The sequence below is a fragment of the Verrucomicrobium sp. GAS474 genome (assembly GCF_900105685.1).
In the GTDB taxonomy this organism is placed as follows: Bacteria; Verrucomicrobiota; Verrucomicrobiia; order Methylacidiphilales; family GAS474; genus GAS474.
The window spans coordinates 2,774,247-2,798,174 of sequence record NZ_LT629781.1 but is presented as its reverse complement, the minus strand read 5'-3'; the positions used below and the strand labels follow the sequence as shown (position 1 = coordinate 2,798,174).

19 protein-coding genes are annotated in these 23,928 nt (G+C 66.5%); 11 read left to right on the top strand and 8 right to left on the bottom strand.

The annotated features are described in order from the left end of the window. The first annotated feature begins 349 nt into the window (after positions 1 to 349). From BLU04_RS11750 to BLU04_RS11740, 3 genes are read left to right on the top strand one after another with little or no spacing between them, the layout of a single operon-like run. Positions 350 to 1,606, top strand: coding sequence for a beta-ketoacyl-[acyl-carrier-protein] synthase family protein (locus tag BLU04_RS11750; RefSeq protein ID WP_093286224.1), 1,257 nt, complete (start codon positions 350 to 352; stop codon positions 1,604 to 1,606). A 25-nt stretch (positions 1,607 to 1,631) separates the two neighbouring features. Further along, positions 1,632 to 2,822 carry an MFS transporter gene (locus BLU04_RS11745; RefSeq protein WP_093286221.1) on the top strand — a complete coding sequence of 397 codons (1,191 nt, stop codon included), beginning with the start codon at positions 1,632 to 1,634 and terminating at the stop codon, positions 2,820 to 2,822. Between the two features lie 54 nt (positions 2,823 to 2,876). Next, the gene (locus BLU04_RS11740) at positions 2,877 to 4,316 is read left to right on the top strand and encodes a serine protease (RefSeq protein WP_093286218.1); all 1,440 of its coding nucleotides are present in this window, start codon (positions 2,877 to 2,879) and stop codon (positions 4,314 to 4,316) included. A gap of 29 nt (positions 4,317 to 4,345) precedes the next feature. Here the strand turns inward: BLU04_RS11740 and trpC are convergent, their stop codons facing one another. Beyond that, positions 4,346 to 5,143 carry an indole-3-glycerol phosphate synthase TrpC gene (gene trpC / locus BLU04_RS11735; RefSeq protein ID WP_093286215.1) on the bottom strand — a complete coding sequence of 266 codons (798 nt, stop codon included), beginning with the start codon at positions 5,141 to 5,143 and terminating at the stop codon, positions 4,346 to 4,348. A gap of 99 nt (positions 5,144 to 5,242) precedes the next feature. Then, positions 5,243 to 5,812 carry a hypothetical protein gene (locus BLU04_RS11730; RefSeq protein ID WP_093286212.1) on the bottom strand — a complete coding sequence of 190 codons (570 nt, stop codon included), beginning with the start codon at positions 5,810 to 5,812 and terminating at the stop codon, positions 5,243 to 5,245. Between the two features lie 168 nt (positions 5,813 to 5,980). On the opposite strand from BLU04_RS11730, the gene BLU04_RS11725 reads away from it, so the two are divergent. Then, positions 5,981 to 7,057: a 3-deoxy-7-phosphoheptulonate synthase gene (locus BLU04_RS11725; protein WP_197672946.1), complete on the top strand. Its 1,077-nt coding sequence runs from the start codon at positions 5,981 to 5,983 to the stop codon at positions 7,055 to 7,057. A 29-nt stretch (positions 7,058 to 7,086) separates the two neighbouring features. Here BLU04_RS11725 and BLU04_RS11720 read toward each other — a convergent pair whose 3' ends face one another. Both BLU04_RS11720 and proB read right to left on the bottom strand, forming a co-directional pair. After that, positions 7,087 to 8,382 carry a glutamate-5-semialdehyde dehydrogenase gene (locus tag BLU04_RS11720; RefSeq protein ID WP_093286206.1) on the bottom strand — a complete coding sequence of 432 codons (1,296 nt, stop codon included), beginning with the start codon at positions 8,380 to 8,382 and terminating at the stop codon, positions 7,087 to 7,089. Between the two features lie 17 nt (positions 8,383 to 8,399). Next, entirely contained in the window at positions 8,400 to 9,260 is an 861-nt protein-coding gene (gene proB / locus BLU04_RS11715) for a glutamate 5-kinase (RefSeq protein ID WP_093286204.1), read from the bottom strand. A 158-nt stretch (positions 9,261 to 9,418) separates the two neighbouring features. Between proB and BLU04_RS11710 the strand changes: the two genes are divergently transcribed. The 4 genes from BLU04_RS11710 to BLU04_RS11695 all read left to right on the top strand — a co-directional run bounded on the left by BLU04_RS11710 (position 9,419) and on the right by BLU04_RS11695 (position 12,125). Then, on the top strand, positions 9,419 to 10,201 hold the full coding sequence (locus BLU04_RS11710) for an MBL fold metallo-hydrolase (protein WP_093286201.1): 783 nt from the start codon (positions 9,419 to 9,421) through the stop codon (positions 10,199 to 10,201). A 118-nt stretch (positions 10,202 to 10,319) separates the two neighbouring features. Next, the gene (locus tag BLU04_RS11705) at positions 10,320 to 10,769 is read left to right on the top strand and encodes a cyclic nucleotide-binding domain-containing protein (protein WP_093286198.1); all 450 of its coding nucleotides are present in this window, start codon (positions 10,320 to 10,322) and stop codon (positions 10,767 to 10,769) included. 29 nt (positions 10,770 to 10,798) lie between these two features. Further along, positions 10,799 to 11,329 carry a DUF192 domain-containing protein gene (locus tag BLU04_RS11700; protein WP_197672944.1) on the top strand — a complete coding sequence of 177 codons (531 nt, stop codon included), beginning with the start codon at positions 10,799 to 10,801 and terminating at the stop codon, positions 11,327 to 11,329. Between the two features lie 13 nt (positions 11,330 to 11,342). Further along, entirely contained in the window at positions 11,343 to 12,125 is a 783-nt protein-coding gene (locus BLU04_RS11695) for a histidinol-phosphatase HisJ family protein (RefSeq protein ID WP_093286195.1), read from the top strand. A 79-nt stretch (positions 12,126 to 12,204) separates the two neighbouring features. Here the strand turns inward: BLU04_RS11695 and BLU04_RS11690 are convergent, their stop codons facing one another. Both BLU04_RS11690 and BLU04_RS11685 read right to left on the bottom strand, forming a co-directional pair. Next, positions 12,205 to 14,874, bottom strand: coding sequence for a hypothetical protein (locus tag BLU04_RS11690; RefSeq protein WP_157895315.1), 2,670 nt, complete (start codon positions 14,872 to 14,874; stop codon positions 12,205 to 12,207). Positions 14,875 to 15,171: 297 nt separating this feature from the next. Next, on the bottom strand, positions 15,172 to 16,410 hold the full coding sequence (locus BLU04_RS11685; protein ID WP_093286189.1) for an HD domain-containing phosphohydrolase: 1,239 nt from the start codon (positions 16,408 to 16,410) through the stop codon (positions 15,172 to 15,174). Positions 16,411 to 16,507: 97 nt separating this feature from the next. On the opposite strand from BLU04_RS11685, the gene BLU04_RS11680 reads away from it, so the two are divergent. Both BLU04_RS11680 and BLU04_RS11675 read left to right on the top strand, forming a co-directional pair. Then, positions 16,508 to 17,734, top strand: coding sequence for a hypothetical protein (locus BLU04_RS11680; protein WP_157895314.1), 1,227 nt, complete (start codon positions 16,508 to 16,510; stop codon positions 17,732 to 17,734). A gap of 28 nt (positions 17,735 to 17,762) precedes the next feature. Next, complete coding sequence (locus tag BLU04_RS11675) at positions 17,763 to 20,981, top strand: DEAD/DEAH box helicase (RefSeq protein WP_093286183.1); 3,219 nt, start codon at positions 17,763 to 17,765, stop codon at positions 20,979 to 20,981. A gap of 8 nt (positions 20,982 to 20,989) precedes the next feature. Here BLU04_RS11675 and BLU04_RS11670 read toward each other — a convergent pair whose 3' ends face one another. Together BLU04_RS11670 and BLU04_RS11665 are read right to left on the bottom strand one after the other, a co-directional pair. Continuing rightward, positions 20,990 to 21,553, bottom strand: coding sequence for a response regulator (locus tag BLU04_RS11670; protein ID WP_093286180.1), 564 nt, complete (start codon positions 21,551 to 21,553; stop codon positions 20,990 to 20,992). Continuing rightward, positions 21,550 to 22,857 carry an ATP-binding protein gene (locus tag BLU04_RS11665; protein ID WP_162274680.1) on the bottom strand — a complete coding sequence of 436 codons (1,308 nt, stop codon included), beginning with the start codon at positions 22,855 to 22,857 and terminating at the stop codon, positions 21,550 to 21,552. The genes BLU04_RS11670 and BLU04_RS11665 overlap by 4 nt, the downstream gene beginning before the upstream one ends. Before the next feature lie 128 nt (positions 22,858 to 22,985). On the opposite strand from BLU04_RS11665, the gene BLU04_RS11660 reads away from it, so the two are divergent. Beyond that, complete coding sequence (locus tag BLU04_RS11660; RefSeq protein ID WP_093286174.1) at positions 22,986 to 23,924, top strand: hypothetical protein; 939 nt, start codon at positions 22,986 to 22,988, stop codon at positions 23,922 to 23,924. Positions 23,925 to 23,928 lie beyond the last annotated feature (4 nt).

The window sequence follows — 23,928 nt, the reverse complement described above, 5'->3', positions numbered from 1 at the left end:
TTGAGGAGGCCCTTCGGGCAGGGTAGAATCACTTCGCTTCCCCGTACAGCTGGAGGCGATCCGCGCGTTTGAACGAACGGAGGGGCACACCCCTCCGGACCTTGTATCCCTACCCTGCAAGTTAGTTCCCCTTTACAAGATGTTGCGCTATCGCGCAGGCAGTCCTGTCTGATAGGCCGTGGTGTAGATGGGGCGCAACCCAAGAGGCCTATCTTCCCTAAGCCCGCTCTACTCCGCTGAATCTAACTCGATGGGGTGCCATGACCCTTGGCGAGATGGGGAAGCCGAGGAGAGAGTCGCTTCCCCGGCCTTGTCCTCACCGGCGATTGGCTTTACCCTCTCCCTCTTCATGAAACGGCGCGTCGTCATCACCGGTCTGGGCTGCCTGACCAGCTCCGGCCCCGACGCGGCCTCCCTCTGGCAGGCCGTCCACGACGGGCGGAGCGGCATCGCCCCCCTCACCCGCTTCGACGCCACCCCCTTCAACGCCAAGTGGGCCGCCGAAGTGCCGCCCTCGGACTACGATCCCGCCGCCCACTTTCCACCCCACCAGCTGAAGCGGCTCGACCGCTACGCCCAGTTCGCCCTCGTCGTCGCCGCCCAGGCCTGGGCCGATGCCGGGCTCCCGCCGCGCACCGAGGAATCGGAACCCGACAACGAGACCGGCGTCAGCTTCGGCACCGCCCTCGGCGGCATCGCCATCGCCGAGTCCCAGCACAGCCGCTTCCTCGAGAAAGGAGCGGCCTCCATCCCTCCCGCCCTCGCCTTCCAGGTCTTCGGCGCCTCGGCCCACGCCAACATCGCCATCCGCCACCAGCTGCGCGGCTATGCCACGACGAACACGAACAGTTGCGCCGCCGGGGTCGTCGCCATCGGCGAGGCCTTCCGCGCGATCCGGGACGGCTACGCCGTGCGGATGATCGCCGGGGCCGCCGAGGCTCCCCTCGCCCCCCTCACCTACGGTTCCTTCGCCGCCGTGAAAGCGATGAGCCGGGAGCCCTCCGACGCCGCGCTGGCCTGCCTCCCCTTCGATCTCCGCCGCACCGGCTTCGTCATGGGCGAGGGTGCCGCCGCCCTGATCCTCGAAGAGCGGGAATCGGCCCTGAAGCGCCAGGCCCCGATCTATGCCGAGGTTACCGGTTACGCCCTCAACAACGACGCCTACCACATGACCTCCTCCCTCGCCGACGGTGCTGCCGCCGCCGTGGCGATGAAGAAGGCCCTCGCCGAGGCGGCCCTCGCCCCCGGCCAGATCGACTACATCAACGCCCACGCCAGCGGCACCCCGATGAACGACGCCAACGAGGTCGCCGCGATCCGACGCCTCTTCGCCCCCTCCGGCAGCCGCCCCGCCGTCAGCGGGACGAAGCCCTTCTACGGCCACCCCCTCGGCGCGGCAGGCGCGATCGAGACCGTCCTCTGCGCCCTCGCGCTCCGGGACCAGTACCTCCCCCCCACCCTCCACTGCACCGAGCCCGAGCCCGCCTGCCTCGACGGCATCGACCTCATCCGCCTGCAGGGCCAGCCCCGCCCCGTCCGCCACGTCCTGAACAACGCCTTCGGCTTCGGCGGCATCAACGCCTCTCTGGTCTTGAGTCGGCCCTGATGTTTTGAGACAAATCCCCACGCCCATGTCCCTCCGCAAGCCGACCCTCCTCTCCCTCTTCCTGATCGTCTTCATCGACCTCATCGGCTTCGGCCTCATGATGCCGCTCCTTCCCTACTTCGCCCGGGACTTCGGCGCTTCCGGGGCCAAGGTCGGCTGGCTCCTCGGCATCTTCTCGCTGATGCAGTTCTTCTTCGCCCCGGTCTGGGGCCAGCTCTCGGACCGCGTCGGGCGGCGGCCCGTCCTCCTCGTCAGCCTCGCCGGGTCGACCTTCTCCTACCTCCTCATGGCCTTCGCGCAGAGCTACCTCCTCCTCTTCCTCGCCCGCATGCTGGCCGGGATCTGCGCGGCGAACATCGCGGTGGCGAACGCCTACGTCTCCGACATCACGACGAAGGAAAACCGCTCGAAGGGCATGGGCGTCATCGGAGCCGCCTTCGGAATCGGCTTCGTCTTCGGCCCCATCCTCGCCGCCCTCTTCGGACGGCACGGCCACCTCGTCCCCTCCCTCATCGCCTCCGGCATCTCGGCCACCAGCTTCGTCCTCACCCTCGTCCACCTCCCCGAATCGCTTCCGGTCGAGCTCCGGAAGGCCGACCGCCTCACCCTCTGGCGGAACCCCTTCACCGGCTGGAACGAGGCCCTCTCCCTTCCCTTCATCGCCCCCCTCGCCGCCATCGCCTGCTTCAGCAACGTCGCCATGGCCCAATGGGAGACGACCTTCGCCCTCTACCTCAAGGAACAACCCGCCTTCGGCTACGACATCGGCACCGTCGGAAAACTCTTCGCCTTCGTCGGCCTCCTCAGCGCCATGATGCAGGGCGGCCTCCTCGGGCGGCTCGTGAAGCGTTTCGGCGAGGGGGCGCTCCTCCGCGCCGGCCTCGTCGGGACCGCCCTCGGCACCCTCCTCATGCCCCTCGCCCCCGGCCTCGGCCTCCTGCTCTGCGGCCTCACCCTCTTCGGCCTCGCGCTGGGGGCCGTCCGCCCCGTCCTCTCCGGCACCGCCTCGCTCGCCACCTCGCCGGAAAAGCAGGGCCTCGTTCTCGGCGTCATCCTCGCCTCCGGCAGCATCGGCCGCATCGCCGGTCCCCTCCTCGGCGGCTGGCTCTTCGACCACGGCCGCGCCCTCCCCTTCTTCATCTCCGGCGGCATCATGCTCCTCCTCCTCCCCCTCTCCCCCCGCCCCGCCCTCGTCTCCGCCCTGAAGAAAATCTAAGCAATCGCGATTTTGCTTTTCAAAAGCGGGGCCGCTTTGCCAGCCTGTAGCCTGATGAGGTACATCACGGCCCTTTTGCTCACGCTCAGCCTCCTTTCCGTTTCCGTTGCCGAAGACGCCGCGCCGCCCGATCCCGCCGTCGTCTTCATCCAGGCGAGGGCGCTGATCGCCAAGGCCAAGGAAACGTCGAATTCCGGAGCCCAGCTTTCCTTCCTCAGCATGGCCCTGCGCCAACTCCGCAGCCTCCCGCCCTCGACCAAATACAAGGGCCACCGCGGCGAGGCAGTCGAGGCGCTCTCCTCCATCATGGGAGTCAATATGCCCATCGGCCTCCCTCCCGGTGCCGTCATGACCTCGAAGCCGACCGATCCCGCGAAGATCTCGGACGCGATCGACGTCGCCCTCCAGGAAATCGATTTGGCCGTCCTCGCGTGGAGCGGGGTCGATAGTCCCGGCTCCGACAGCACCCCGGTCGTCAAGGCCGATGCCAAGGCCGTGACCGCTCCTTCCGAATCGGAGTCGGCCGCGCTCCAGTCGGTCGTCATCATCAAGGGCGATCAGGGCCAGGGGACCGGCTTCCTCGTGAAGACCGCCGACGGCCCCTGCGTCATCACGAACCTTCATGTCCTCTTCAACAACCCGAACCTGAAGATCACGACCCCGGGGGGCGACGAAGTCGTCGTCACCACGCTGAAGGGGGCCGCCGACCGCGACCTCGCCCAGATCAGCATCGAGGACAAGGGATACAAATACCTCGAGCTCGCCTCCGACGTTTCCAAGGAGGCCCAGATCGGCGACGACCTCATCACCCCCGGCAACAGCAAGGGCGGCGAGGTGATCCTCCCCACGCGGGGGAAGCTCCTGGCGTCGGGCAACCAGAAAGTCGAGTTCGACAATCCCATCTATCACGGGAACAGCGGCGGCCCGGTCTTCGACGTGAAGATCGGCAAGGTCATCGGCGTCGTCACCCAGGCAGTGAAGGTCAACACCGGCAACGAGCTCGATAAGGCCTCCTTCAACAGCAAGAACTCGGCGATCACCGGATCGATGCGCTACTTCGGCTACCGGGTCGACAGCGTCTCGAAGTGGGAGACCTACGATTGGGGCCAGTTCCTGGGCGAGAGCAAGTTCGTCGACGACTTCCATTCCCGGAGCGAGGCACTCGATTCCTACCTCAACGGCGACGAAAAGAAGCCCAACGGCATCAGCGCCACCCTCTACATGCAGGACGATCCGATCCGCCTGGCCCACCTCGAATTCCGCAGCCAGATCGATCACAGCATCGACGGGAGCACCGCGCGGGGCCGGGCCGTGAACCAGCTCATCGTCACCCTGCGGAACCTCGCCGACATGCAATGCGAGGAGATCGACCGCTCCATCGAGAGGAAACGCTTCTACGGCTACACGCTGCAGCGGGCGAAGGAGGAAGTCGCCTACCGCAAGGAGCTCAAGGACGAGCTCGACCATCTGAGCGAGACCTTCGACCGCCGCTAGGGCGAAAGAAAGGCCGCCCTCGCGCGGCCCTACTCCTCCTCTTCGAGGAGAAGCTCGCGGACCTTGTCGCCGACGTTTTTCGCCCGCATGAGGGTCTCGCCGACGAGAATCGAGTTGATGCCGTTCGCCCGGAGGAACTTCACATCGTCGGCGGTCTTGATCCCGCTCTCGCTCACCGCGATGGCGTCGTTCGGGATCTCCTCGGCGAGGTCGGCCGTCGTCTGGAGGGAGACCTGAAACGTCGCCAGGTTCCGGTTGTTGATTCCGATGAGGTCGGCTCCCAGGTCGAGGGCGCGGTCCATCTCGCGCAGGTCGTGGACCTCGACGAGGACGTCGAGCTGGAGGGTCCTCGCCAGCTCGTAGAGCCGGACGAGGCTCTCCTGCGGCAGCGCGGCGACGATCAGGAGAATCGCGTCGGCCCCGGCCACGACGCTCTCGTAGACCTGCAATTCATGGACGATGAAATCCTTCCGCAGCAGCGGGAGGCCGACCTGGCCCCGCACGTCGTCGAGGTAGCTGAGATGGCCGCCGAAGTATTTCTCGTCGGTCAGGATGCTCAGCGCGTGGGCACCGGCCTTCTCGTACTCGCGGGCCTGGGTGATCGGATCGAAGTTCTCCGCGATGATCCCGGCGGAGGGCGAGGAGCGCTTCACCTCGGCGATCAGGGAGAGGCCGGGCTCCCGGTAGAGGCCGGGGCGGAAAGGGCGGAAATCGTTTCGGGCGAGGGCCTTGCGCCGCACCAGGTCGGCGATCGGGACGAGGCGCTGCCATTCGGCCTCCTTCGAGGCGAGGATTTCGAGAAGCTTGTTCGAGAGAGGGGCAGTCATCGGGATGGAAGAGGAAAAAGGCGTGAAGGGAACGCCTTTTCTACACCCCGAGAGAGAGGGCGGGAAAGCCCAAAATAAGGCCCCCGCCTCGCCAGTGCCCTAGGCGTGGTGGACTTCCGGATCCGATTCCGGATTGAACGTCGCGGCCTCGGCCGCCGCCTTGGCCGCCGCTTCCTTCTTCGCGCGGAGGGGGGCTCCGTAGAGTTCCCAGCTGTGGAAGACCTTCGCGCCGAACTGGCGCGTCAGGTTCGCGATCGCCGTGGCGTGGGTTCCCTTGCCGGGAGTGAACCACGCGTCGTAGAAAAATTGGGGTTTCACCCGCTGGGACCAGACCTCGGCGGCGACACCCTGGAGCCAATCATGGACGTTCGCCCCGATGACGAAGACTTCCTTGGCCGTCTTCACCTTGTCCCGGATGACCTGGGGGAGATCGTCGGCGGCATGCATCGGGATCGTCGGCAGCCCCATCTGTTCGAGCTCGGGATAGATCGCCCGGTCGTAATCGAGGCGGACTTCCTCGAAGGCCTTTTCAAAGGCCCAATCGGGGGGATTCTGCCACTTGAGGATGTAGACGTCCTCCATCAAGTCGGCCGCTTCGACAATGCTTTTCAGGACCCCGCTATTGCACTTTTCCAGGAATCCATTCTGAGGAGCGACAATCAGGAGCATTCTTCCGTTATACCACAACAAATCCCCATCGCAACATTCTGCCCTTTAACCAGTTAAAATTACCTAGAAGAAAACGCGTAAAATGGCGCGCCCGCTCTTCCGGCCTCCTTCCACGCGCCGTTTGCGGCTTGCGCTTGGGAGGAGATTTACGCCATGATAGACCCTCCCATGGTACTGCCGATTCAAGACCTCAACGTCGCCTCCATTGTCCGGATCCCTTCGCCGAAGGAGATCAAGGCGCGGCGTCCCCTCACCGCGGCGGCGGAAAAAACCGTCATCGAAGGGCGCGAGGCCGTCAAGGCCGTCCTCGAGGGCCGCGATTCCCGCTTCCTCGTCGTTATCGGGCCGTGCTCGATCCACGATCCCGAGAGCGCCTTCGACTACGCCCGCCGCCTCCGCGCGGTCCAGGAAGCGACGAAGGATGTCTTCGTCATCCTGATGCGGGTCTACTTCGAGAAGCCCCGGACGACCATCGGCTGGAAGGGCCTGATCAACGACCCCCATCTCAACGGCACCTACGACATGGAGGCGGGCCTCGTCCTCGGCCGGGAAATCCTCCTGAAGATCACCGAAATGGGGATACCGACGGCGAGCGAATTCCTCGACCCCATCGTCCCCCAATACACCTCGGACATCGTCAGCTGGGCCGCCATCGGCGCCCGGACGACCGAGTCCCAGACCCATCGCGAGATGGCGAGCGGCCTTTCCATGCCGATCGGCTTCAAGAACGGCACCGACGGCAGCCTCCAGGTCGCGATGGACGCGATGCAGTCGGCCCGGCACCCGCACAGTTTCCTGGGAATCGACCAGGACGGCTGCACCGCCGTCGTCTCCGCGAAGGGCAATCCCTGGGGCCACATCATCCTGCGCGGCGGCCATAAGCGGACGAACTTCGATCCCGAGAGCATCGCCGACGCCGCCACCCGGCTCCGCGCCGCGAAGCTCCCCCCCGGCCTCATGGTCGACTGCAGCCACGCCAATTCGGAAAAGAAATTCGAGCGTCAGGAAACCGTCTGGAACTCCCTCATCGACCAGAAGCTGAGCGCCGAGCTGAAGGGCAGCCCCGACCTCATCGGCGCCATGGTCGAGAGCAACATCAACGAGGGCAACCAGCCCTTCCCGAATCCCGCCGGGCTGAAGCCGGGCGTCTCGATCACCGATGCCTGCATCGGCTGGGCGATGACGGAAAAAATCCTCCTCGAAGGAGCCGAACGGCTCCGCGCGGCGAAGCTGGCGGCGGCGTAGAAGCTCTCTGCCCCGAAGGGGCCAGCGCCCTACTTCCGCACCTGCCCGTTGCCGGTGATCAGATACTTGTAAGAGGTCAGCTCCTCCAGGGCCATCGGCCCGCGCGCGTGGAGCTTGTCCGTGCTGATCCCGATCTCCGCGCCGAAGCCGAACTGCGCGCCGTCGGTGAACCGCGTCGAGGCGTTCCAATAGACCGTCGCCGAATCGATTTCCTGGAAGAAGCGCTCGGCAGCCTTTGCGTCCTCCGTGATGATCACGTCGGAATGGTGCGAACCGTACCGTTCGATATGGGCGATCGCCTCGCTCTCGTCGCCCACTACGGCGGCGGAGAGGATGAGGTCGAGGTATTCGGTCGTCCAGTCGGCCTCGGTCACTTCCTTCACCTCGGAGCCGCCGAGCTGGCGGGTCTCCCCGTCGCCCCGGACCTCGACCTTTTCCTTGTGCAGGCGGGCGACGATGCGGGGGATGAAGGTCGCGGCGACGGCGCGGTCGACGAGGAGGTTCTCGATCGAGTTGCAGGCGCTGGGGCGCTGCACCTTGGCGTTGACGATGATCTCCTCGGCCATGCCGAGGTCGGCGTCCCGGTGGACGTAGGCGTAGCAGACGCCGTGGAAATGCTTGATGACCGGCATCCGCGCCTCCTTCACCACCGCCTCGATGAGGCCGTGGCCGCCCCGGGGGATCAACACGTCGACCGTCTTGTCCTGGCGGCAGAGAGCCGCGATGGCGTGGCGGTCGACCGTCCCGATGACGCGGACGGCGTCGGCGGGAATGCCGCCCCGTTCGAGGCCCTTGCGGAGAGCCGTGGCCAAGGCGTGGTTCGAGTGGAACGCCTCGCTCCCCCCGCGCAGGACGACGCCATTGCCGGTCTTCAGGCAGAGGACGGCGGCGTCGATCGTCACGTTGGGACGGGACTCGTAGATGATGCCGATGACGCCGAGGGGCGTCCGGACCTTGCGGATCGCGATGCCGTTGGGCTGCGTCCATTCCTTCAGCGTCTCCCCGACGGGGTTGGGAAGGGAGATCACCTGCCGGACGCCGTCGATCATGTCGGCGAGGGTCTTCTCCTTGATCGCCAGGCGGTCGAGCATCGCGGAGGAAAGGCCCTTGGCCTTGCCCGCCTCCAGGTCCTTCCGGTTCGCGGCAAAGATCGCCTCCCGGGCCTGGTCCAGTTCCTCGGCGACGAAGCCGAGGGCGCGGTCGATCTGGTCCTTCGGCGTGTTCGCGAGGACACGCGCCGCCGCCTTCACCGTAACGCACAGTTCGGCGACGTGCTTTTCGACTTCGTTGACGACTTCACTGACGCTGGGCGCGGCGGCACTCATGGGAGGAATAGTATAGCCTAAATCTTGCCCTTCAGCTCGCCCAATTCGCCGAACAGCGTCCCGATCTTGTCGCCCTTCGCGATCTTCACCAGGACGTCGGTCGTCCGTCCGTGGGCGATCTGCATGAGGATCCCCTCCCCGTTGGCGATGCGGGCCGCCGTCAGCTTCGTGATCATGCCGCCGACGGAACGCTCGCTCGCCGTCTTCCCGGCGAGGGAGAGGATCCGCTCGTCGATCTTCGGGACGTGGGCGATCGCCTTGCCGCTGCCGTCGGAATTTTCCGTGAGGCCGGGGACGTTCGAGAGGATGATGAGGCGGTCGGCCTTCGCCATGACGGCGACGTGGGCGGAGAGCTGGTCGTTGTCGCCGAACTTGATCTCCTCGTGGGAGATCACGTCGTTCTCGTTGATGATCGGGACGTAGCTCCCCTTGTCGAGGCGGAGGATGTGGGAGAGGGTCTTCTGCGCGTTCGCGTAGAGGGAGCGGCTGTCGAGGTCGAAGTAGGTCAGGAGGATCTGCGCGACGTGCATCCGGTGCTTGCCGAAGAGCTCCGCGTAGAGGCTCATCAGGTAGGGCTGGCCGATGGCGGCGCAGGTCTGGAGTTCCTCGATCGCCTTGGGCCGCTTCGCGAGGCCGAGGATGCCCATGCCGCCGCCGATCGCGCCGGAGCTCACGAGGATGATCTGGATGCCCCGCGCCCGGAGCCGCGCGACCTGCGAGACGAGCTTCCGGATCTGCTCCAGGTCGAGGCGCCCCTCGGGCGTCGTCAGGATGCCGGTGCCGAGCTTCACCACCCAACGCTGGAGGGATTTGCCCTGCGACTTTTTCGATTTGGAAACAGACTTGGAACGGGACTTGGGGGAGAGAGACTTCGCCATAACGTGAAAGGGAAATCCTGCCCGCGCTTTTTCGGGGAAACAAGGCCGCAAACAAGGTCGCAAAGTGGATGAATCAGGTGAGGGGGTTTACTCAGGTGCTTTCCCTGGAGCTTTCTTGTTGCCTCCCTGAGGGTTAAGACAATATAAGCGTGGCTGCCATGCAGGTCACATTCTTGGGTACCGCCGACGGACATACCAGCCCTCTCGGACGCAGCCATTCGGGCATCCTGATCCAGGCTTCCGACTTCAGCCTCCTCCTCGATTGCGGCGCCAACGTCGCCCAATACCTGTCGATGCACAAGATCGACCCGAACGTCCCCGAGGCGATCTGGCTCAGCCACGCCCACAGCGACCACATCGGCCAATTCCCCATGCTGATCCAGTCCCTCTGGCTCCGCACCCGCCGCGCCCCCCTCCACATCTACGCGCCCGACGCGATCGTCCCGGTGCTGCAGGACTACCTGGTGAAGTGCATCCTCTTCCCGGAACTCATCGGCTTCCCCATCGTCTGGCATCCCCTCACCCCGACGGCCAAGGCGACGAAGCACGGCGGCTTCACGTTGAAGGGCTTCGCCACCGCCCACCTCGACAACCTCGCCAGCTTCTTCCAGAAGAAGTATCCGCAGACCTGCTTCGACTGCTACGGCCTCGTCCTCGACACGCCGAAGGGCCGCTACGTCTACTCCGCCGACATCGCCCTTCCCGAGGAACTCCGCCCCGCGCTGAAGAAGCCGGTGAAGGCCCTCTTCTGCGAATTGACCCACTTCCCCGAGGCCGCCCTCTTCGAGGAGCTGGCCGGGAAATCGGTCGAGACCCTCTGCGTCACCCATTATCCCGACCACTTCGTGAAGGCCGAGGCCGCCCTCCGCAAGCTCGCGAAAAAATCGGGCTACAAGGGCAAGGTCGAAGTCATGACCGAGCGCCAGACCTGCGAGCTGTAGCCCTGACGCGCGGTTCCGGCCGATTGTAAAAACAATCGGCCGCCTTTTTTGAGGCAACGTCCTTTCCGCCGCGCATTCGGCTAGACGCCTTTCGTCGCGCTCTCTACAATCACCCCCCATGCACGAACTTTCCGCCATCGGTATCTTCTCCACTCTCAAGGAAGATGATCGGGACCTTCTGGCTTCCTATGGGGAATTCCAGCCCGTCGCCGAAGGAGCCGTCCTGATCGAGGAAGGCCAGCTGCAGCCCTACCTTTACTGCATCCTCAGCGGCCAGCTCCGCGTCGTCCGCTTCAACGAGAGCGACGCCTTCGTCATCGCCACCCTCTTCCCCGGCGAGTCGATCGGCGAGATGGCGATCTTCGACCTCTCCCCCGCCAGCGCCACCGTCCAGGCGACCCAGTTCACCCACGTCTGGCGGATCGCCTACGAGCAGTTCATGGCCTTCGTCACCGACAATCCCGTCACCGGCGTCCAGATCCTGACCTCCCTCCTCATCACCCTCTCCCGCCGGATGAAGCAGATCGATCCCCTCACCTCGCCCGGCGTCGCCCAAAAAATCGAATAGATCAACACGATCGAGCAGAAGATCGAGCAGTGAAAGCCGCCCGCCTCCTTTCCCTTCTTGCCGCGGCGGCGTCGATCTGCGCCGGCCTCGTCCTGCCCTTCGCCCCGCAGGCGGCGGCCCTGGCCCAGAGCCAGACCCAGCCCGCCGAGCCGACCGCCCCCCAGCCGACCCTTCCCGCCGTCGAGCTCCGGATCGGCAATGCCCGCGTGACCGCCGAGATCGCCCGCACCCCGGAGCAGCTCGAGCGCGGCCTCATGTTCCGCACCGCGATGGCCGACAACGCCGGGATGCTCTTCGTCCTCGGCCCCGAGCGGCGGGCGACCTTCTGGATGGCCAACACCCTCCTCCCCCTCTCCGTCGCCTACATGGACAAGAACGGCCGCATCCTCGAAGTCCACGACATGCGCCCCCTCGACCGCAGCCCCGTCCCGAGCCAGAGCGACAAGATCGCCTACGCCCTGGAGATGAACCAGGGCTGGTTCGAGCTCAACCGGATCACGCCCCCCGTCGCCGTAAAACCCGCAGAAGGGACTTTCGGCAAGGCCCCGCTTGCGCCATAGTGAGGCTTCCCTCATGAAGCTCTTCACCGACTACCACAGCCATCCCCAAGCCCACAAACTCCAGCCCTACACCGCCGAGCTCCTCGGCCCCTGGGCGGTGACGGCCCGGGAAAAGGGGCTGCGGGACATCGCATTCACCGATCACGACCGTTATTGCGCCGGGGTCGACCTCGACGCCCTCGACCGTTTCCGCGCCGCCAATCCCGACCTCGCCATCCGCGCCGGGATCGAGCTCGACAACGATCCCGAGACCTCCGCCGCCGGACGGGCGTGGGTCGAGAGGAACTGGGACCGCCTCGACTTCGTCCTCGGCTCGGTCCACTACCTCGCGGGCAAGGAGAAGATGTTCGACTCGGCCGACCAGACCGCCCAGTTCGCCGAGCGGCCCGTCGAGGCCATCTACGAGGATTACATCGACCAGGTCTTCCGGATGATCGACCGGGGCCACATCGATTGCCTCTCCCACCTCGACCTCGTGAAGATCCACGGCTTCCGCCCGGCGGGGGAACCCCTGCCCTTCTTCGAGCCCCTCCTCCAGCGGATCAAGAAGGCCGACCTGGCGATGGAGATCAACACCGCAGGCTGGCGCAAGACGGTGAACGAGCAGTACCCGAGCGAGACCCTCCTGCGGCGCGCCGTCGAGTTCGGCATCCCGATCACCTTCTCCTCCGACGCCCACTCCCACTTCCAGCTCGGCGAGGATTACGCCAAGCTCGCCCCCATCGTCGCCGCTCTCGGAATCAAGGAAGTCCCGATCTTCGAGAAGCATCGGCGGACGATGGTCCCCCTCATCTGAAACGAAAAGGGGAGGAACCCTTCCGGATTCCTCCCCCCTGCGCGATAGCGCGTCCGACAGGACGCCGGGGCTCGCCCGCCTAGGGCGTCGTCCCCACGTCGAGCGCCTCGAGGCTCACCCAGCCGACGTCGAACGTTCCCGCCGTCGAGCTGTTGGTGAGGAGCACCTCGGCGTAGTTCAGCGGATTTCCATTGAGGATCTGCCGGGGGCAGAAGTCGATCGTCAGATCCTGCCACGTCCCGGTCCCTCCCGTCACCGTCGCGGAACTGGGACTCGACGAACGGAAGCCGTTGATCGTATCGAAGACCTGGAGCCGGATCTTCGCCCCGCTCGAATTGAGGCCCGTCGCCCGGACGTGGGCGCGGAGCCGCCATTTCTCGCTCTGTCGGAGGGAGAAGATCGAGCTCAGCCCCGCCAGGTTCGTTCCGCCGCTCTGGACGTAGGCGATGTCGCCCGCCGTCGAGGTCTTCACGAGGCGGGCGTAATGGAGGCCCGTCGCCGCGTCGGCCGCGATCGTGATCGTGCCGGTGCCGCTCCCCTCGCCGCGCGGGCTCCAGCTCCCTCCCGTCGTGAAGCCGGGGTTCTGGAGCCAATTCTGCCGCCGGATCAGGGTGAAGCCGTCGGCGTCGAGCGAGCCGACCGACGAGCCGATTCCGAGGATCGCCTCCACGCGGCCCAGCGCGATCCCGTTCAACAGCGAGCCGGGGACGACCTCGGCGCTCAGCGTCTGCCATGTCGAGCCGCTGTTCGTGGCCGCCGCCGAGCTCGCCGCCGAACTGACGTTGCCGTTGATGTCGAAGAGCTGGAGACGGATCGACGCGCTGCTCGCGTTCAGCCCCGTCGTCCGGACATGGCCGCGCAACACGTAGCTGTCCCACGGATTGAGGGCCATCACGCCGGTCGAGGAGAGATTGCCGTTCCCGTTCCAGTAGGTCTGGGCCAGCTCATAGCCGCCGCCGGCCGTCGAGGTCCGGGCCATGTGGACGAGGTTCGCCCCCTCGACCGTGTTCGCCGTCGACGATCCCGCCGAGAGGGTGAACGATCCGCTGCCGCCGTTGGTGCGGACCTCCCACCCGGTCGACGAGGTGCTGCTCGACTCGAAGCCGCCGTTGACGAGGAGGTTCTGGCCGACGACGGTGTAGTTGAAGACCCCCCTCGCCTGGACCGGCACCGTTCCCTGGTTCGAGGCGACCGTCACCGGAAGGTAGCGCCGGACGATGGAACCGCCGGTCGTGTCGTCGCCGCCGACGCTCTCCTGCCGGACCACCCATTCGCCCGAGACCCACGACGGCAGGATCCACTTCAGCGGATACCGGGCCGTCGCGCGGTTGGCCACGAGGAGGCCGTTGGAGCCCGACGCTCCGTAGCGGTAGGCCGCGACGCGGAGGTCATAGGGATTCGACTGCGAGGTGCCGTAATTCGACGCGCGCGGGGTGACCAGCGTCGTCCCGATCACCTGCGCCTGATAGAGCGTCCGGTTCAGGAGCCGCAGCGTGTAGGCGAGCGGCCGGGGCTGGAAGGTCGAGATGTTGTAGCTGCCGTCGGCGTTCACCACGTCGAAGAGCGCCCACGGGCTGACCGAGCCGAGGGCGTGGTCGAGGTCGGCCTTCACCTCGGGACGGAAGGCCTGGGTGATGAGGAAGTCTCCCGCGCCGATGGAGCCGGCGATGTCGGTGGTCATCGACCAGGTCGTATTCGCGCCGACCGTGGTGCCCCAGGGCCAGCGGCCATGCTCGGTGACGTAGATGCCGGGCGTCGTCGTCCAGGAGTTCGCCGTCACCGCCGAGTTGATGTCGTTGTAGATCTGCCCGTCGCACTTCAGCATGTCGGGGATGTCGTAGCCGTCGTAATAGGGATGCCAGGCGATCCCGGTGAGGTTGCTTCCCACCTGCGCCAGGACGGTCTGGTGGAAGGCGGCCCAGCCCGAGGTATCCCAGGGATTGGTCCGGGCATGGGCGATGAACTTGAGGTTCGGCATCTTCGCTCGGAGCGTCGTGATGATGTCGGCGCAGCGGGCCGAATAGTCGGTCGCCGAGAGGCCCGAGGCACCGAGGTCGAGCTCATTCCCCAGCTCGACGATCTGGACGTTGTAGGCACTGTGGCCGTTGGTCTGCCGGGTCTGGCCGTCGTAGGTACCGTCACCGTTCCAGTCGGCCGTGGCCGGGGCGTTCAGGTACTCCATGAGGCCGAGGGCCCGCTTCTTGCACTCGGCCCAGTTCGGATCGGTCGTCCCGCCGATGAGGCCGACCCCGTCGACCGAGGCGATGTTCAGCTGGATGAGCGGCGTCCCGCCGACCTGGTTGACGAAGGCCATGAACTCGTCGAGGCCGAAGGTCGCGACGTAGGAGCTGCCGTAGTTCGCGTTCATGCCCGCGCGGGAACCGACCGCGCCGATCGAGTGCTTCCACTCGAAGAGATTCGAGAGGGTCCCGCCGGGATAGCGATACATCGACCCGGGGAAACCGTCCTGGAGGAATCCGGTCAGATCGCTCGTCGGGGCCTGCGAGGTGCTGTCCCACAGGATGCCGTCGCCGCTGCTCCCTCCCTGGAAATCGGCCCACTCGACGTTGAATCCCAGCTGGAGGGGATTCGTCGTGTCGCGGATGACCGAGGTCCCCACCGTGATTTGGGCGGAACTGGCTGCGGTGCTCGTGTATCCCTGTGCATAACCCGAGACAATGGTCCCGGCTATCACCAACCCTGCGGCGCACAGGCCGGAGAGGAAACGATGCGTGGCGTGATGTGGCATGTCGAATTCCTTTGTTTATTATTAATAAACACCTTTTCGCCTACGAAATGATTATCGAATTTGAAACGGTATTGATTGAAGATGACATCGCATTGATAATGAAGATGTCACCCAAAACTTCCTTTATTTCAACACCATCGTCAAATGGAATCCTGCTAACCGTGGTGCGCTAATATGATTATATATTGTAAACGAAACGAATGAAATACTTCCATCACCACTGAGGAAGAGAGAAATCGACTCCGCGGGCTACGGAGGAGGCAAGGACGAAAAAAATCGGAAGCAACCCGCCCCAACTTAGGCCTGCTCGGCGAGCGCCGCCGCCTCGTAGCGGGCATGGATCTCGGCGATCTCGGGGAAGAGCTCGGTCCAATCCCCTTCGAGGAGCTCCTTCTCGAACGAGAGCGTGCTGGCCGTGCCGAGATGATCGGCGACGGCAAAGAACGCCGCGACGATGTCGGCTCCGAAAAAGACTTCCCGCGAACGGATCTGCGCCAGGGCCCGGTCGAGCCGCTGGGCCTCGGTCAGGCCCGCCGTCTCCGTCGTGTTCCGGTAGGCGGTATTGTGGAAAAAATCGGCGACGGCGATGATCCGGGCCCCGACGGGGATCTGCTCCCCGGAAAGCTTCTTCGGGAAGCCGCTCCCGTCGAGGCGCTCGTGATGGGCTTCGACCAGATTCCGCACCTTCTCGGGCAGGCCGGCCTTCGCCAGGATGGCGACCCCTTCGGCGACATGGCGCTCGTAGACGGTCTGCTCCACCGGGGTCAGCCTTCCCGGCTCCGGCCAGAGGACCGAGGAGGAGACCTTCTCGGACAGGGAAGGCGCGCTTTTGCCGACGTCGTGGAAGAGGGCCGCGACGACGAGGGGCATCATCTCCGCCTTCGGCAGATTCATCGCCCGGCCGATCTCCCGCGCGACGTAGGCCGTATGGAGCGCGTGGTTCGTCTGATGGATGTCGCCCAGGGTCAGGGCACCGAGGAGTTCCCCGAGGATCGAGATCATCTGGAAGTGGTTCCGGGCCAGCTCGGAGGTCTCCGTCGCCATCCGGCGCTGGGAGATCCGGTTCTCCTCCCGGACCTTGTCGAGGACGGTCGACTCCCGCGACTTCTTCGCGCGCAGGCCCATGGCCTGCGTGTTCAGGCGGTAATACTGGAAGGCCAGGCGGACGGCCTGGATGATTTCCGGGATCTGCCATTCGAGGTTCAGGAACATGTAGTCCTGGCCGTTGAGGACGGTACTCAGGCCCAGCACGTTCATCTGTTGACCCGTGACGGTGTAGACCACCGCCACCCCGGGCATCATGCGCCGGGCGTCCTCGATGAAGCTGTCCCCCTTCAGGTTCATGTAACGGTGCGAGGTCAGGATCACGTTCGGCTGGAACCCCTGGCGGATCATGACGCCCGCGTCGGTCGCCGACTCGCAGAAGGCGACCGAATAGATGTTCCGAAAATAGGAGGCGAGGCTGTCGAGGACGACCCGGTCGTCATGGACGATCAGGAGATGCTTCAGCGGTTCGGTGGCGGCGGGAACGGACATCGGGGGTTTTCCGGGGGGCGGGGAATCGATTGTAGCTTGGTAGTGAAGTGCGCCCTTTTCAATCCGGAATTCGCGTTTATTGTTCCCCTATCTCCGCATGAGCGTCTCTTCCCGCATTCTCGTCGCCTCGAACGACGCCAATCTGAACTTCGCGCTCGACGGCCTCCTCGGCGCCTTCCGGGCCTCGATCTTCTACGCCGACACCGAGGAAAAGCTCGTCACCTTCCTCTCCGCCGCCGACGGCTTCGACATGGTCGTCTTCGACGCCGCCTGCGCCGAGATCTCGATGGAGACCGTCTACCGGACGATGCAGAAGCATCCCGGCCTGGCGCAGACCTTCCTCCTGATGCTCCTTCCCGAGGTCACCCCCGGGACGGCGATCTTCGCCTACAACCTGAAGGCCGACGCCGTCCTCGCCCGCCAGCTCGACATCCCCGCCTTCATGACCGTCTGCCGCGAGGCAATCCGTTCCGCCGGGACGATCCGCCGCGTCGCCGAGGTCGAGAAGCGCCTCGATGCGCTCGAGGAAAAGGCCGAGGACGAGGAGAAGCAGGCCTTGGAGGAGGAAGAGACCGCCCGGAAGGCCTCCGTCGCCCTCTCCGGGCCGAAGGAGAACAAGCCCCTCATTCTCTCCGACGAGAACCGCCCGCCCCTCATCCAGCATCTCGAAAAGGCGGTCCTCGCCTTCTTCTCCGAGATGAAGGTCGCCGGGAAGGACATCTACAGCAAGAAGGCCGAGGGCGTCCTCCTCCGGGGCGACTTCATCGGCTGGACCGGCGTCTTCCTCCCCGCCTCCTCCGAGTGGTACGACGTCGTCCTGAACTTCACCCGCCCCGGGGCCGAATACATCTCCGGCGAGCTCTACGGGCGGGGGACCGACGACACCGCCCTCCAGCTGGCGATCGTCGACTTCGTCGGCCGGGTACAGACCCTCTACCGGGAAAACAGCGAGACCGGACGCGGCCCCTCCAGCGCCGTCTTCACCCAGCCCCTCACCTCGCCCCGCTTCCCCTGGATCGGCGAGATGGGGACCCCCTCCTACTCCCATCTCTTCCGCCTGCCGAAGCTGATGATGGTCTGCGATTTCTACCAGACGCGCGGTACGCCGAAGATCAAGCCCGCCGGGGGGATCAGCCCGGGCGACGTGATGAACGAGAACATCTCCGCCCCCGGCCAGAGCCGCATCGCCCTCGTCAACCGGGGCGTCGTCCTCACCGAGGAGCGCCTGCGGAAGATCGTCCCGATGGTCGAGGCGACGCGGAACTTCTGGGTCATCGAGCCCTCCCTCATGACCCGCCAGCTCCACGCCGGCCCCGGGAAATAGCGCCCGCATCGCCCAGCCCCCCAGCCGAATGGCTCCCCCCACCCTTTCCCTCACCCGGGACCACCTCGCGAGGATCGGCGGCTGGCCCGTCCTGAAGGAGGCCGAGGCCCTCGTCAACGGCGGCCGCGTCGAGGGGGTCGAGCTCGATCCCGCCACCGGCTTCCTCACCGGGAAAGTCCGCCTTCCCTCCGGCACCGCCTTTCTCACCCCCCGGCTCCGTCCCGCCTTCCGCCTTTCGGAAGTCGAGGCCGTCTGCAGCTGCCGCCCCTCCCGCGAGGGCGGGATCGTCTGCGCCCACGCCATCGCCCTCGGCCTGGCCCGGCTCAAACACGGCACGGCGGGAGAAAAGGCGTCACCTTCCGCCGCCCCGTCCGCGCCGCAACAGCAACCCCCGCCCCCCTCCCTCTTCGTCCCCCTCGACGAAGCCCCGCCCGGAGCCGAGCCGCTCTTCCCCTCCTTCCTCCTTCCCCTCCAGTTCGCCGAGGCGTGGCGGGGGAACCGGATGCGGATCATCCTCGAGGCGGCCGCCGAAGAGGGGAAGCCCTCCCAGCCTTGGGATGCCGTCGTGCGGGGGAAGAAGCCTCCCTTCGCCGTTCCCGAGCCGCTCTGCACGGCCCTCCGCATCCTCGAAAAAAAGAACCATCCCCTCCCCGGCATCGTCGTCCTGGAGTCCGCCGACTTCGACCCCTTCTTCCTCGCCCTCGCCCAGACCGGAACCGGGAGCCCCTCCGCCTCGCTCGGCAAGAAAGAGGCCGTGCGGGTGGGACGCTCCGACGTCGTCCCGATCCTCCACGTCACCCGCCTGCCCGACACGGCGCAAAAGCAGAACCGCCTCCGGGTCGAACTCCTTTCCCCCACCGCCGAGGTCGGGGAATGGCTCCCGTCCGCCACGGGCCGGTGGCTCCTCGGCAACGGACGGCTCACCTTCCACCCCGGGGCGGGGCCCGCCCTCCAAAGCCTTTCCAAGGCGCCGACCGAGATCGGCATCGCCGAGTTGCCCCACCTCCTCCAGCTCCCCTCGATCGCCGGGAAGATCGAGGTCCAACTCGACGCCGCCGTCGCCGCCATCGAATGGCGGGAGAGCCGCCCGAAGTTCTCCGTCTTCCTCGACGGCACCCTGAACGCCCTGGTCTGCCGCCTCGAGGCCCATTACGGCGAGCGGGGCTTCCCCCTCCTTGGACGACCCCTCCCGAAGCCCTCCGATCCCGCCCGCTGGATCGCCGACGCCGTCACGCCGGGGCTCTTCCACGGTCGCCAGATCGGGACCGAGACCGCCGCACTCCACGACCTCGCCGCTGCCGGATTCCAGGCCGCGCCGGGAAACTCCGACATGGCGAAGCTCGCCGGAGAGCGGGAGATCATCGCCTTCCTCGCCGATCACCTCCCCGAGTGGCGGCGGGAATGGGAGGTCGAGACCTCCCCCCGCCTCGCCTCCCTCCTGGCCCAATGCCGGACCATCGAGCCGACGATCCGGGTTTCCTCCGCTGCAGGAGGCAACGACTGGCTCCAGGTCGAGACCTCCTTCGCCAGCCGGGACGGGGCCGTCACCCTCTCCCCCGGCGAGGTCCGCCAGCTCCTCGACACCGGGCGGACCCACAAGCGGCTCGCCTCCGGCGCCATCGCCCTCCTCCCCGGGAAGGCCCTCGCCGAATGGCAGGCGACCCTCGCCGATTGCGATCCCGAATCGGAGGCGAGCCTCGGCTCGGCCCGCGTCGAAAGCCGGTACGCCCCCTACCTCGCCGAGACCCTGAAAGACCGCTCCGGCGTAACGTGGACCGCCCCGTCGGTGCTGAACGCGAAGGCCGCCGCCCCGGCCCTCCCCGCCTCGCTCGACGCGGTCCTCCGCCCCTACCAGAAGGAAGGGACCGCCTGGCTCCACCGCCTCACGGCGGGCGGCTTCGGCGGCATCCTCGCCGACGAGATGGGCCTCGGCAAAACGCTCCAGACCCTCGCCTTCCTCCTCTCGCGGAAGGAATCGGGAAGCGCCAAGGGCCCCTCCCTCGTCGTCGCCCCCACCGGCCTCCTCTACAATTGGCAGCGCGAGGCGGCCCGCTTCGCCCCCGGCCTGAAGACCGCCCTCCTCCACGGCCCCGACCGCCACGCGATGCTGGCGCAGGCGGCCGGGTACGACCTCCTCCTCACCTCCTACGCCCTGCTCCGCCGGGACGGCGACGCCTACGCCCCGCTCGCCCTCGACACCGTGATCCTCGACGAGGCGCAGCACATCAAGAACCGCTTCAGCCAGAACGCCCAGGCGGTGAAGCGGCTCCGCGCCGCCCAGCGCCTCATCCTTACCGGGACGCCGCTCGAGAACAGCCTCCTCGACCTCTGGTCGATGTTCGACTTCCTCATGCCCGGCTACCTCGGCCCGGCGAAGGCGTTCCGCGACCGCTACGAGACCCCGATCACGAAGACCGACGACGGCCCCGCGTTGAAGCGCCTCCGCCGCCGCATTCACCCCTTCCTCCTCCGCCGCACGAAGGCCGACGTGGCGAAGGAAATCCCCGACCGGATCGAGAGCGTCGCCTGGTGCGAGCTCTCCGCCGAGCAGCGCGAGACCTACCAGGCGCTCCTCGAGGCGGGCCGCCGGGAGGTCTTCGAGCATTCGGGGAAGCAGGGCAACGCGGCGAAGCGGACGATGGCGATGCTCTCCGCCCTCACCCGCCTCCGGCAGGCCGCCTGCCACCTCGATCTGCTTCCGCTCCCGAAGGAGAAGAAATGGGAGGAACCGTCGGCGAAACTCGACACCCTCTTCGACCTCCTCGAGGAAGCCGTCGACGGCGGCCACCGCCTCCTCGTCTTCAGCCAGTTCACCCGTTTCCTCGACCTCATCGAGGCGCGCCTGAAGGCGGAGGGGATCGCCTTCTGCCGCCTCGACGGCTCGACCTCCCCGCTGGCGCGGCAGGCCGAGATCGACCGCTTCCAGGGCGACGCCGCGGTCCCGGTTTTCCTCATCAGCCTCAAGGCGGGCGGCGCGGGCATCAACCTCACCGCCGCCGACACCGTCGTCCATTGCGATCCGTGGTGGAACCCCGCCGCCGAGGACCAGGCGACGGCCCGCGCCCACCGCATCGGGCAGGAGAAGGTCGTCACCTCCTACAAGCTCATCGCGCGCGGGACCGTCGAGGAGAAGATCCTCCAGCTCCAGGAAAAGAAGCGCGACCTGGTCGAGAAGACCCTCCTCGGGGAGGAGGCCCTCCTCTCCCGCCTCACGCAGGAAGAGTGGGAAGACCTCCTGGCAGGTTGATCCATCGCCTACTTGTTCGGCGGGTACTTCGAGAGTTTCCGCTGGAGGGAGCGCCGGTCGATGCCGAGGACGCGGGCCGTCTGGCTGATGTTGTGGCCGCAGTCCGATAGGATCCGCTGCATGTGCTCCCACTCGACCCGGTCGAGCGTCGGCGTCTCGACCTCGGGAAGCGGAGCCTCGACCGAGGGGGTCTTCCCCTGCAGGGCCTCGTGGATGCGGTCGGCATCGGCGGGCTTCGTCAGGTAATCGGCCGCCCCCAGCCGGACGGCGTCGAGCGCCGTGGCGATGCTCCCGTAGCCGGTGAGGACGATCACGACGATGTTCGGGAACCGCTCCCGGAGGGCCTTCACCAGGACGAGGCCGTTTTCCTCCGGCATCTTCAGGTCGACGACGGCGGCGGTCGGCCCGAAGGCCGGGGCGAGGCGGAGCGCCTCGGCGGCGGAGGGGGCGGTGAGGGTCTCGTAGCCGCGTCGCTTCATCGCCACGGCGAGCCGCTCGCGGAACGCCTCGTCGTCATCCACGAGGAGGAGCTTCTTCAGCGCGGGAGCCTGCACGGGGTCGGGTGTCTTCATAAATCCAAAGGAATCGAAAGGAAAACCGCGGTCCCCTGCCCCCGCACCGACTCGACGCGGAAGGTCCCCCGCGCCTTCTCGGCGAAGGCGCGGACGAGGAAGAGCCCCAGCCCCATGCCGAGGCCCGGGGCCTTCGTCGTGAAGAACGGCTCCCCGACGCGACGGACCGTCTCGACATCCATCCCGCATCCCTCGTCGCGGACGATGAAGGAAACGTGGCCCCCCTCACGCTCGATGCGGACCACCACCCCCGGCTCCGGCGAGCGGTTCCCGGCGACGGCCACCGCCTCGGCCCCGTTGTTCACCAGGACGGCAAGGGACTGGAGGAGCGCCTCCTCCGAGATCACGAGCCGGAGGTTCCGGGCCTCGACCGAAATCTCGTAGGCGACCTGCCCCCGGGAGGAGGCCTTCAGGTAGGAGGGGAGGAGCTCCGGGATCTTCCCCAACGCCACCGGCGCGGGCGACTCGCCGAGGCTGCTCATCGTCTTGTCGTTGAGCTTTTCGAGGATATGGCGGCACCGCTCGACCTCGTTGCGGATCAGGCGAGCGTCGGGGAGGATCTCCTCGCCCGGCTTGTTTTCCTTCGCCAGGTATTCGAGTTCGGAACTCGCCACCGCGATCGTCCCGAGCGGGGTCGCCAGCTCGTGCGCCACCCCCGCGGCGAGGGTCGCCAGGGCGGCGAACCGCTCCCCCCGCTCCGAGATCGCCCGGGCGCGGGCCAGCTCGGCCTCGTGCCGCCGGAGGTCGGCGCTGAGGCGGGTGACGAAGTAGGTGATGCAGGCCCCGGTGAGGACGAGGCCGGAGATATTCCCGTAGAGGAAGAAATCGGGATCGGAGATCAGGATCTGTCCCGAGGTCGTCCGCAAGAGCGAGGGCGAGTAATAAAGAAGGACCGAGCCGACGCCGCTCAGGCTCACCCCGATCCACGTCCAGAGGGGCGGCAGGAGGATCGCCGCGATGGTGAGGTGGAGGAGGAAGAACGTGGCGAAGGGATTGTGGATGCCGCCCGTGACGTAGAGCATCGCCGTGAGGGTCGCCGTATCGAGGAGGAGGAGGGCGCCGCAGACGAGCCGCGAGGTCGACTCCTCCAGGGGCGACCGCCGGAGGCTCATCGCGATGACCCCGGCATTCGTCACCACCGTCAGGACGATCCCGGCGGCGAGGGTCACGACGGGGAGCTCGATCTTGAAGACGAGGCGGGCCACCAGGCAGGCCGCGATCTGGCCGATCACCGCGACCCAGCGGAGCCGCAACAACCCGTCGAGGGCGAATTTCTGCGATTCGATCGGCGTGCCGGAAACCATGACCCCTTCAGGATGCCCCATTTCGCCCCCGATGGCGACGCTTTCCCACGCGACAAATTACCGCATCTCCCTCCCCGCCTGCATCGGAATGGACAAGAAAGGGCGACGGAGCTTCAATAGGCCCACCCATGAAACGGCCCGGCCTGTTTGTCCTCTTTGCCCTCTTCGCCCTCCTCCTCGTTTCCTCCCGCCTGCTGGCCGACGGTCTCTCCCCCGCCTCGGGCTCGGGTGCCGCCGCTCCCCTTCCTCCTCCCGGCACCCTCCCGATCCAGGACCGGGAGAACGTCCTCGCCCTCTTCCAGGACCGGTACGCGAAGGCGAAGCAGCCCCGCCTCCTGATCTACATCAACCGGGACCTCGTCCGCGACCGGGGCGAGATGACGACCGTGACCCAGGTTCAAAACGGGACCCAGGTGAAGGGCGACGCCGTCCCCACCCCCGGCGCGGGGGCGACGAACATCCAGATCGGCTCCAACCAGAGCGCCCCCGGATCAAGCTCTGCCACCTCCCTGAATCCGACCGCGACCGGGGCGGGCGGGGAGCGGCAGGAGAGCTCCTCCGTCGCCGTCCGCGTGAAGGACGGCGCCGACAAGGGGGTCCTCCCGATCAACGATTACGACGCCCGGCAGGTCGAGGAACTCTTCACCCAGCCCTTCTTCGACGCGGGAGCCCGGTTCCTCGACCAGAAAATCTCGGCCCTCCTCCTGAAGCCCTTCGCCGAGGCCGGCACCCGCTTCCTCACCGCCCCCGAGACCGACAAGGAAAAGGCCGACATCGAGGCGCTGAAAAAAAGCGCCGACATCGTGATCGAGGTGATGGCGCGGAAGCGGGTCGTCGTCATCCCCCTCCCCGGCGGCGAGGAGCGGCGGGAAGACCGGATCGCCCTGACCGTGACGGCGATCGACCTCCGCCAGCCCGGCCTGATCCTCGCCCGGATCTCAACCGACACCCTCTTCGGCTTCAATGGCCGGGACGGCGAAGCGCGGGAGCGGAAGGCGAAGAAAATCGTCTCCGCCGAGATCATCGACCAGGCCGCCCTCGCCCTGATGCAGCGGCTCCAGTTCTAGAACG

Bases quoted from the DNA above. Each gene is read 5' to 3' on its own strand.
- BLU04_RS11750 (WP_093286224.1), top strand. From the start codon at position 350: ATGAAACGGCGCGTCGTCATCACCGGTCTGGGCTGCCTGACCAGCTCC.
- BLU04_RS11745 (WP_093286221.1), top strand. From the start codon at position 1,632: ATGTCCCTCCGCAAGCCGACCCTCCTCTCCCTCTTCCTGATCGTCTTC.
- BLU04_RS11740 (WP_093286218.1), top strand. From the start codon at position 2,877: ATGAGGTACATCACGGCCCTTTTGCTCACGCTCAGCCTCCTTTCCGTT.
- trpC (WP_093286215.1), bottom strand. From the start codon at position 5,143: ATGACTGCCCCTCTCTCGAACAAGCTTCTCGAAATCCTCGCCTCGAAG.
- BLU04_RS11730 (WP_093286212.1), bottom strand. From the start codon at position 5,812: ATGCTCCTGATTGTCGCTCCTCAGAATGGATTCCTGGAAAAGTGCAAT.
- BLU04_RS11725 (WP_197672946.1), top strand. From the start codon at position 5,981: ATGGTACTGCCGATTCAAGACCTCAACGTCGCCTCCATTGTCCGGATC.
- BLU04_RS11720 (WP_093286206.1), bottom strand. From the start codon at position 8,382: ATGAGTGCCGCCGCGCCCAGCGTCAGTGAAGTCGTCAACGAAGTCGAA.
- proB (WP_093286204.1), bottom strand. From the start codon at position 9,260: ATGGCGAAGTCTCTCTCCCCCAAGTCCCGTTCCAAGTCTGTTTCCAAA.
- BLU04_RS11710 (WP_093286201.1), top strand. From the start codon at position 9,419: ATGCAGGTCACATTCTTGGGTACCGCCGACGGACATACCAGCCCTCTC.
- BLU04_RS11705 (WP_093286198.1), top strand. From the start codon at position 10,320: ATGCACGAACTTTCCGCCATCGGTATCTTCTCCACTCTCAAGGAAGAT.
- BLU04_RS11695 (WP_093286195.1), top strand. From the start codon at position 11,343: ATGAAGCTCTTCACCGACTACCACAGCCATCCCCAAGCCCACAAACTC.
- BLU04_RS11690 (WP_157895315.1), bottom strand. From the start codon at position 14,874: ATGCCACATCACGCCACGCATCGTTTCCTCTCCGGCCTGTGCGCCGCA.
- BLU04_RS11685 (WP_093286189.1), bottom strand. From the start codon at position 16,410: ATGTCCGTTCCCGCCGCCACCGAACCGCTGAAGCATCTCCTGATCGTC.
- BLU04_RS11680 (WP_157895314.1), top strand. From the start codon at position 16,508: ATGAGCGTCTCTTCCCGCATTCTCGTCGCCTCGAACGACGCCAATCTG.
- BLU04_RS11675 (WP_093286183.1), top strand. From the start codon at position 17,763: ATGGCTCCCCCCACCCTTTCCCTCACCCGGGACCACCTCGCGAGGATC.
- BLU04_RS11670 (WP_093286180.1), bottom strand. From the start codon at position 21,553: ATGAAGACACCCGACCCCGTGCAGGCTCCCGCGCTGAAGAAGCTCCTC.
- BLU04_RS11665 (WP_162274680.1), bottom strand. From the start codon at position 22,857: ATGGTTTCCGGCACGCCGATCGAATCGCAGAAATTCGCCCTCGACGGG.
- BLU04_RS11660 (WP_093286174.1), top strand. From the start codon at position 22,986: ATGAAACGGCCCGGCCTGTTTGTCCTCTTTGCCCTCTTCGCCCTCCTC.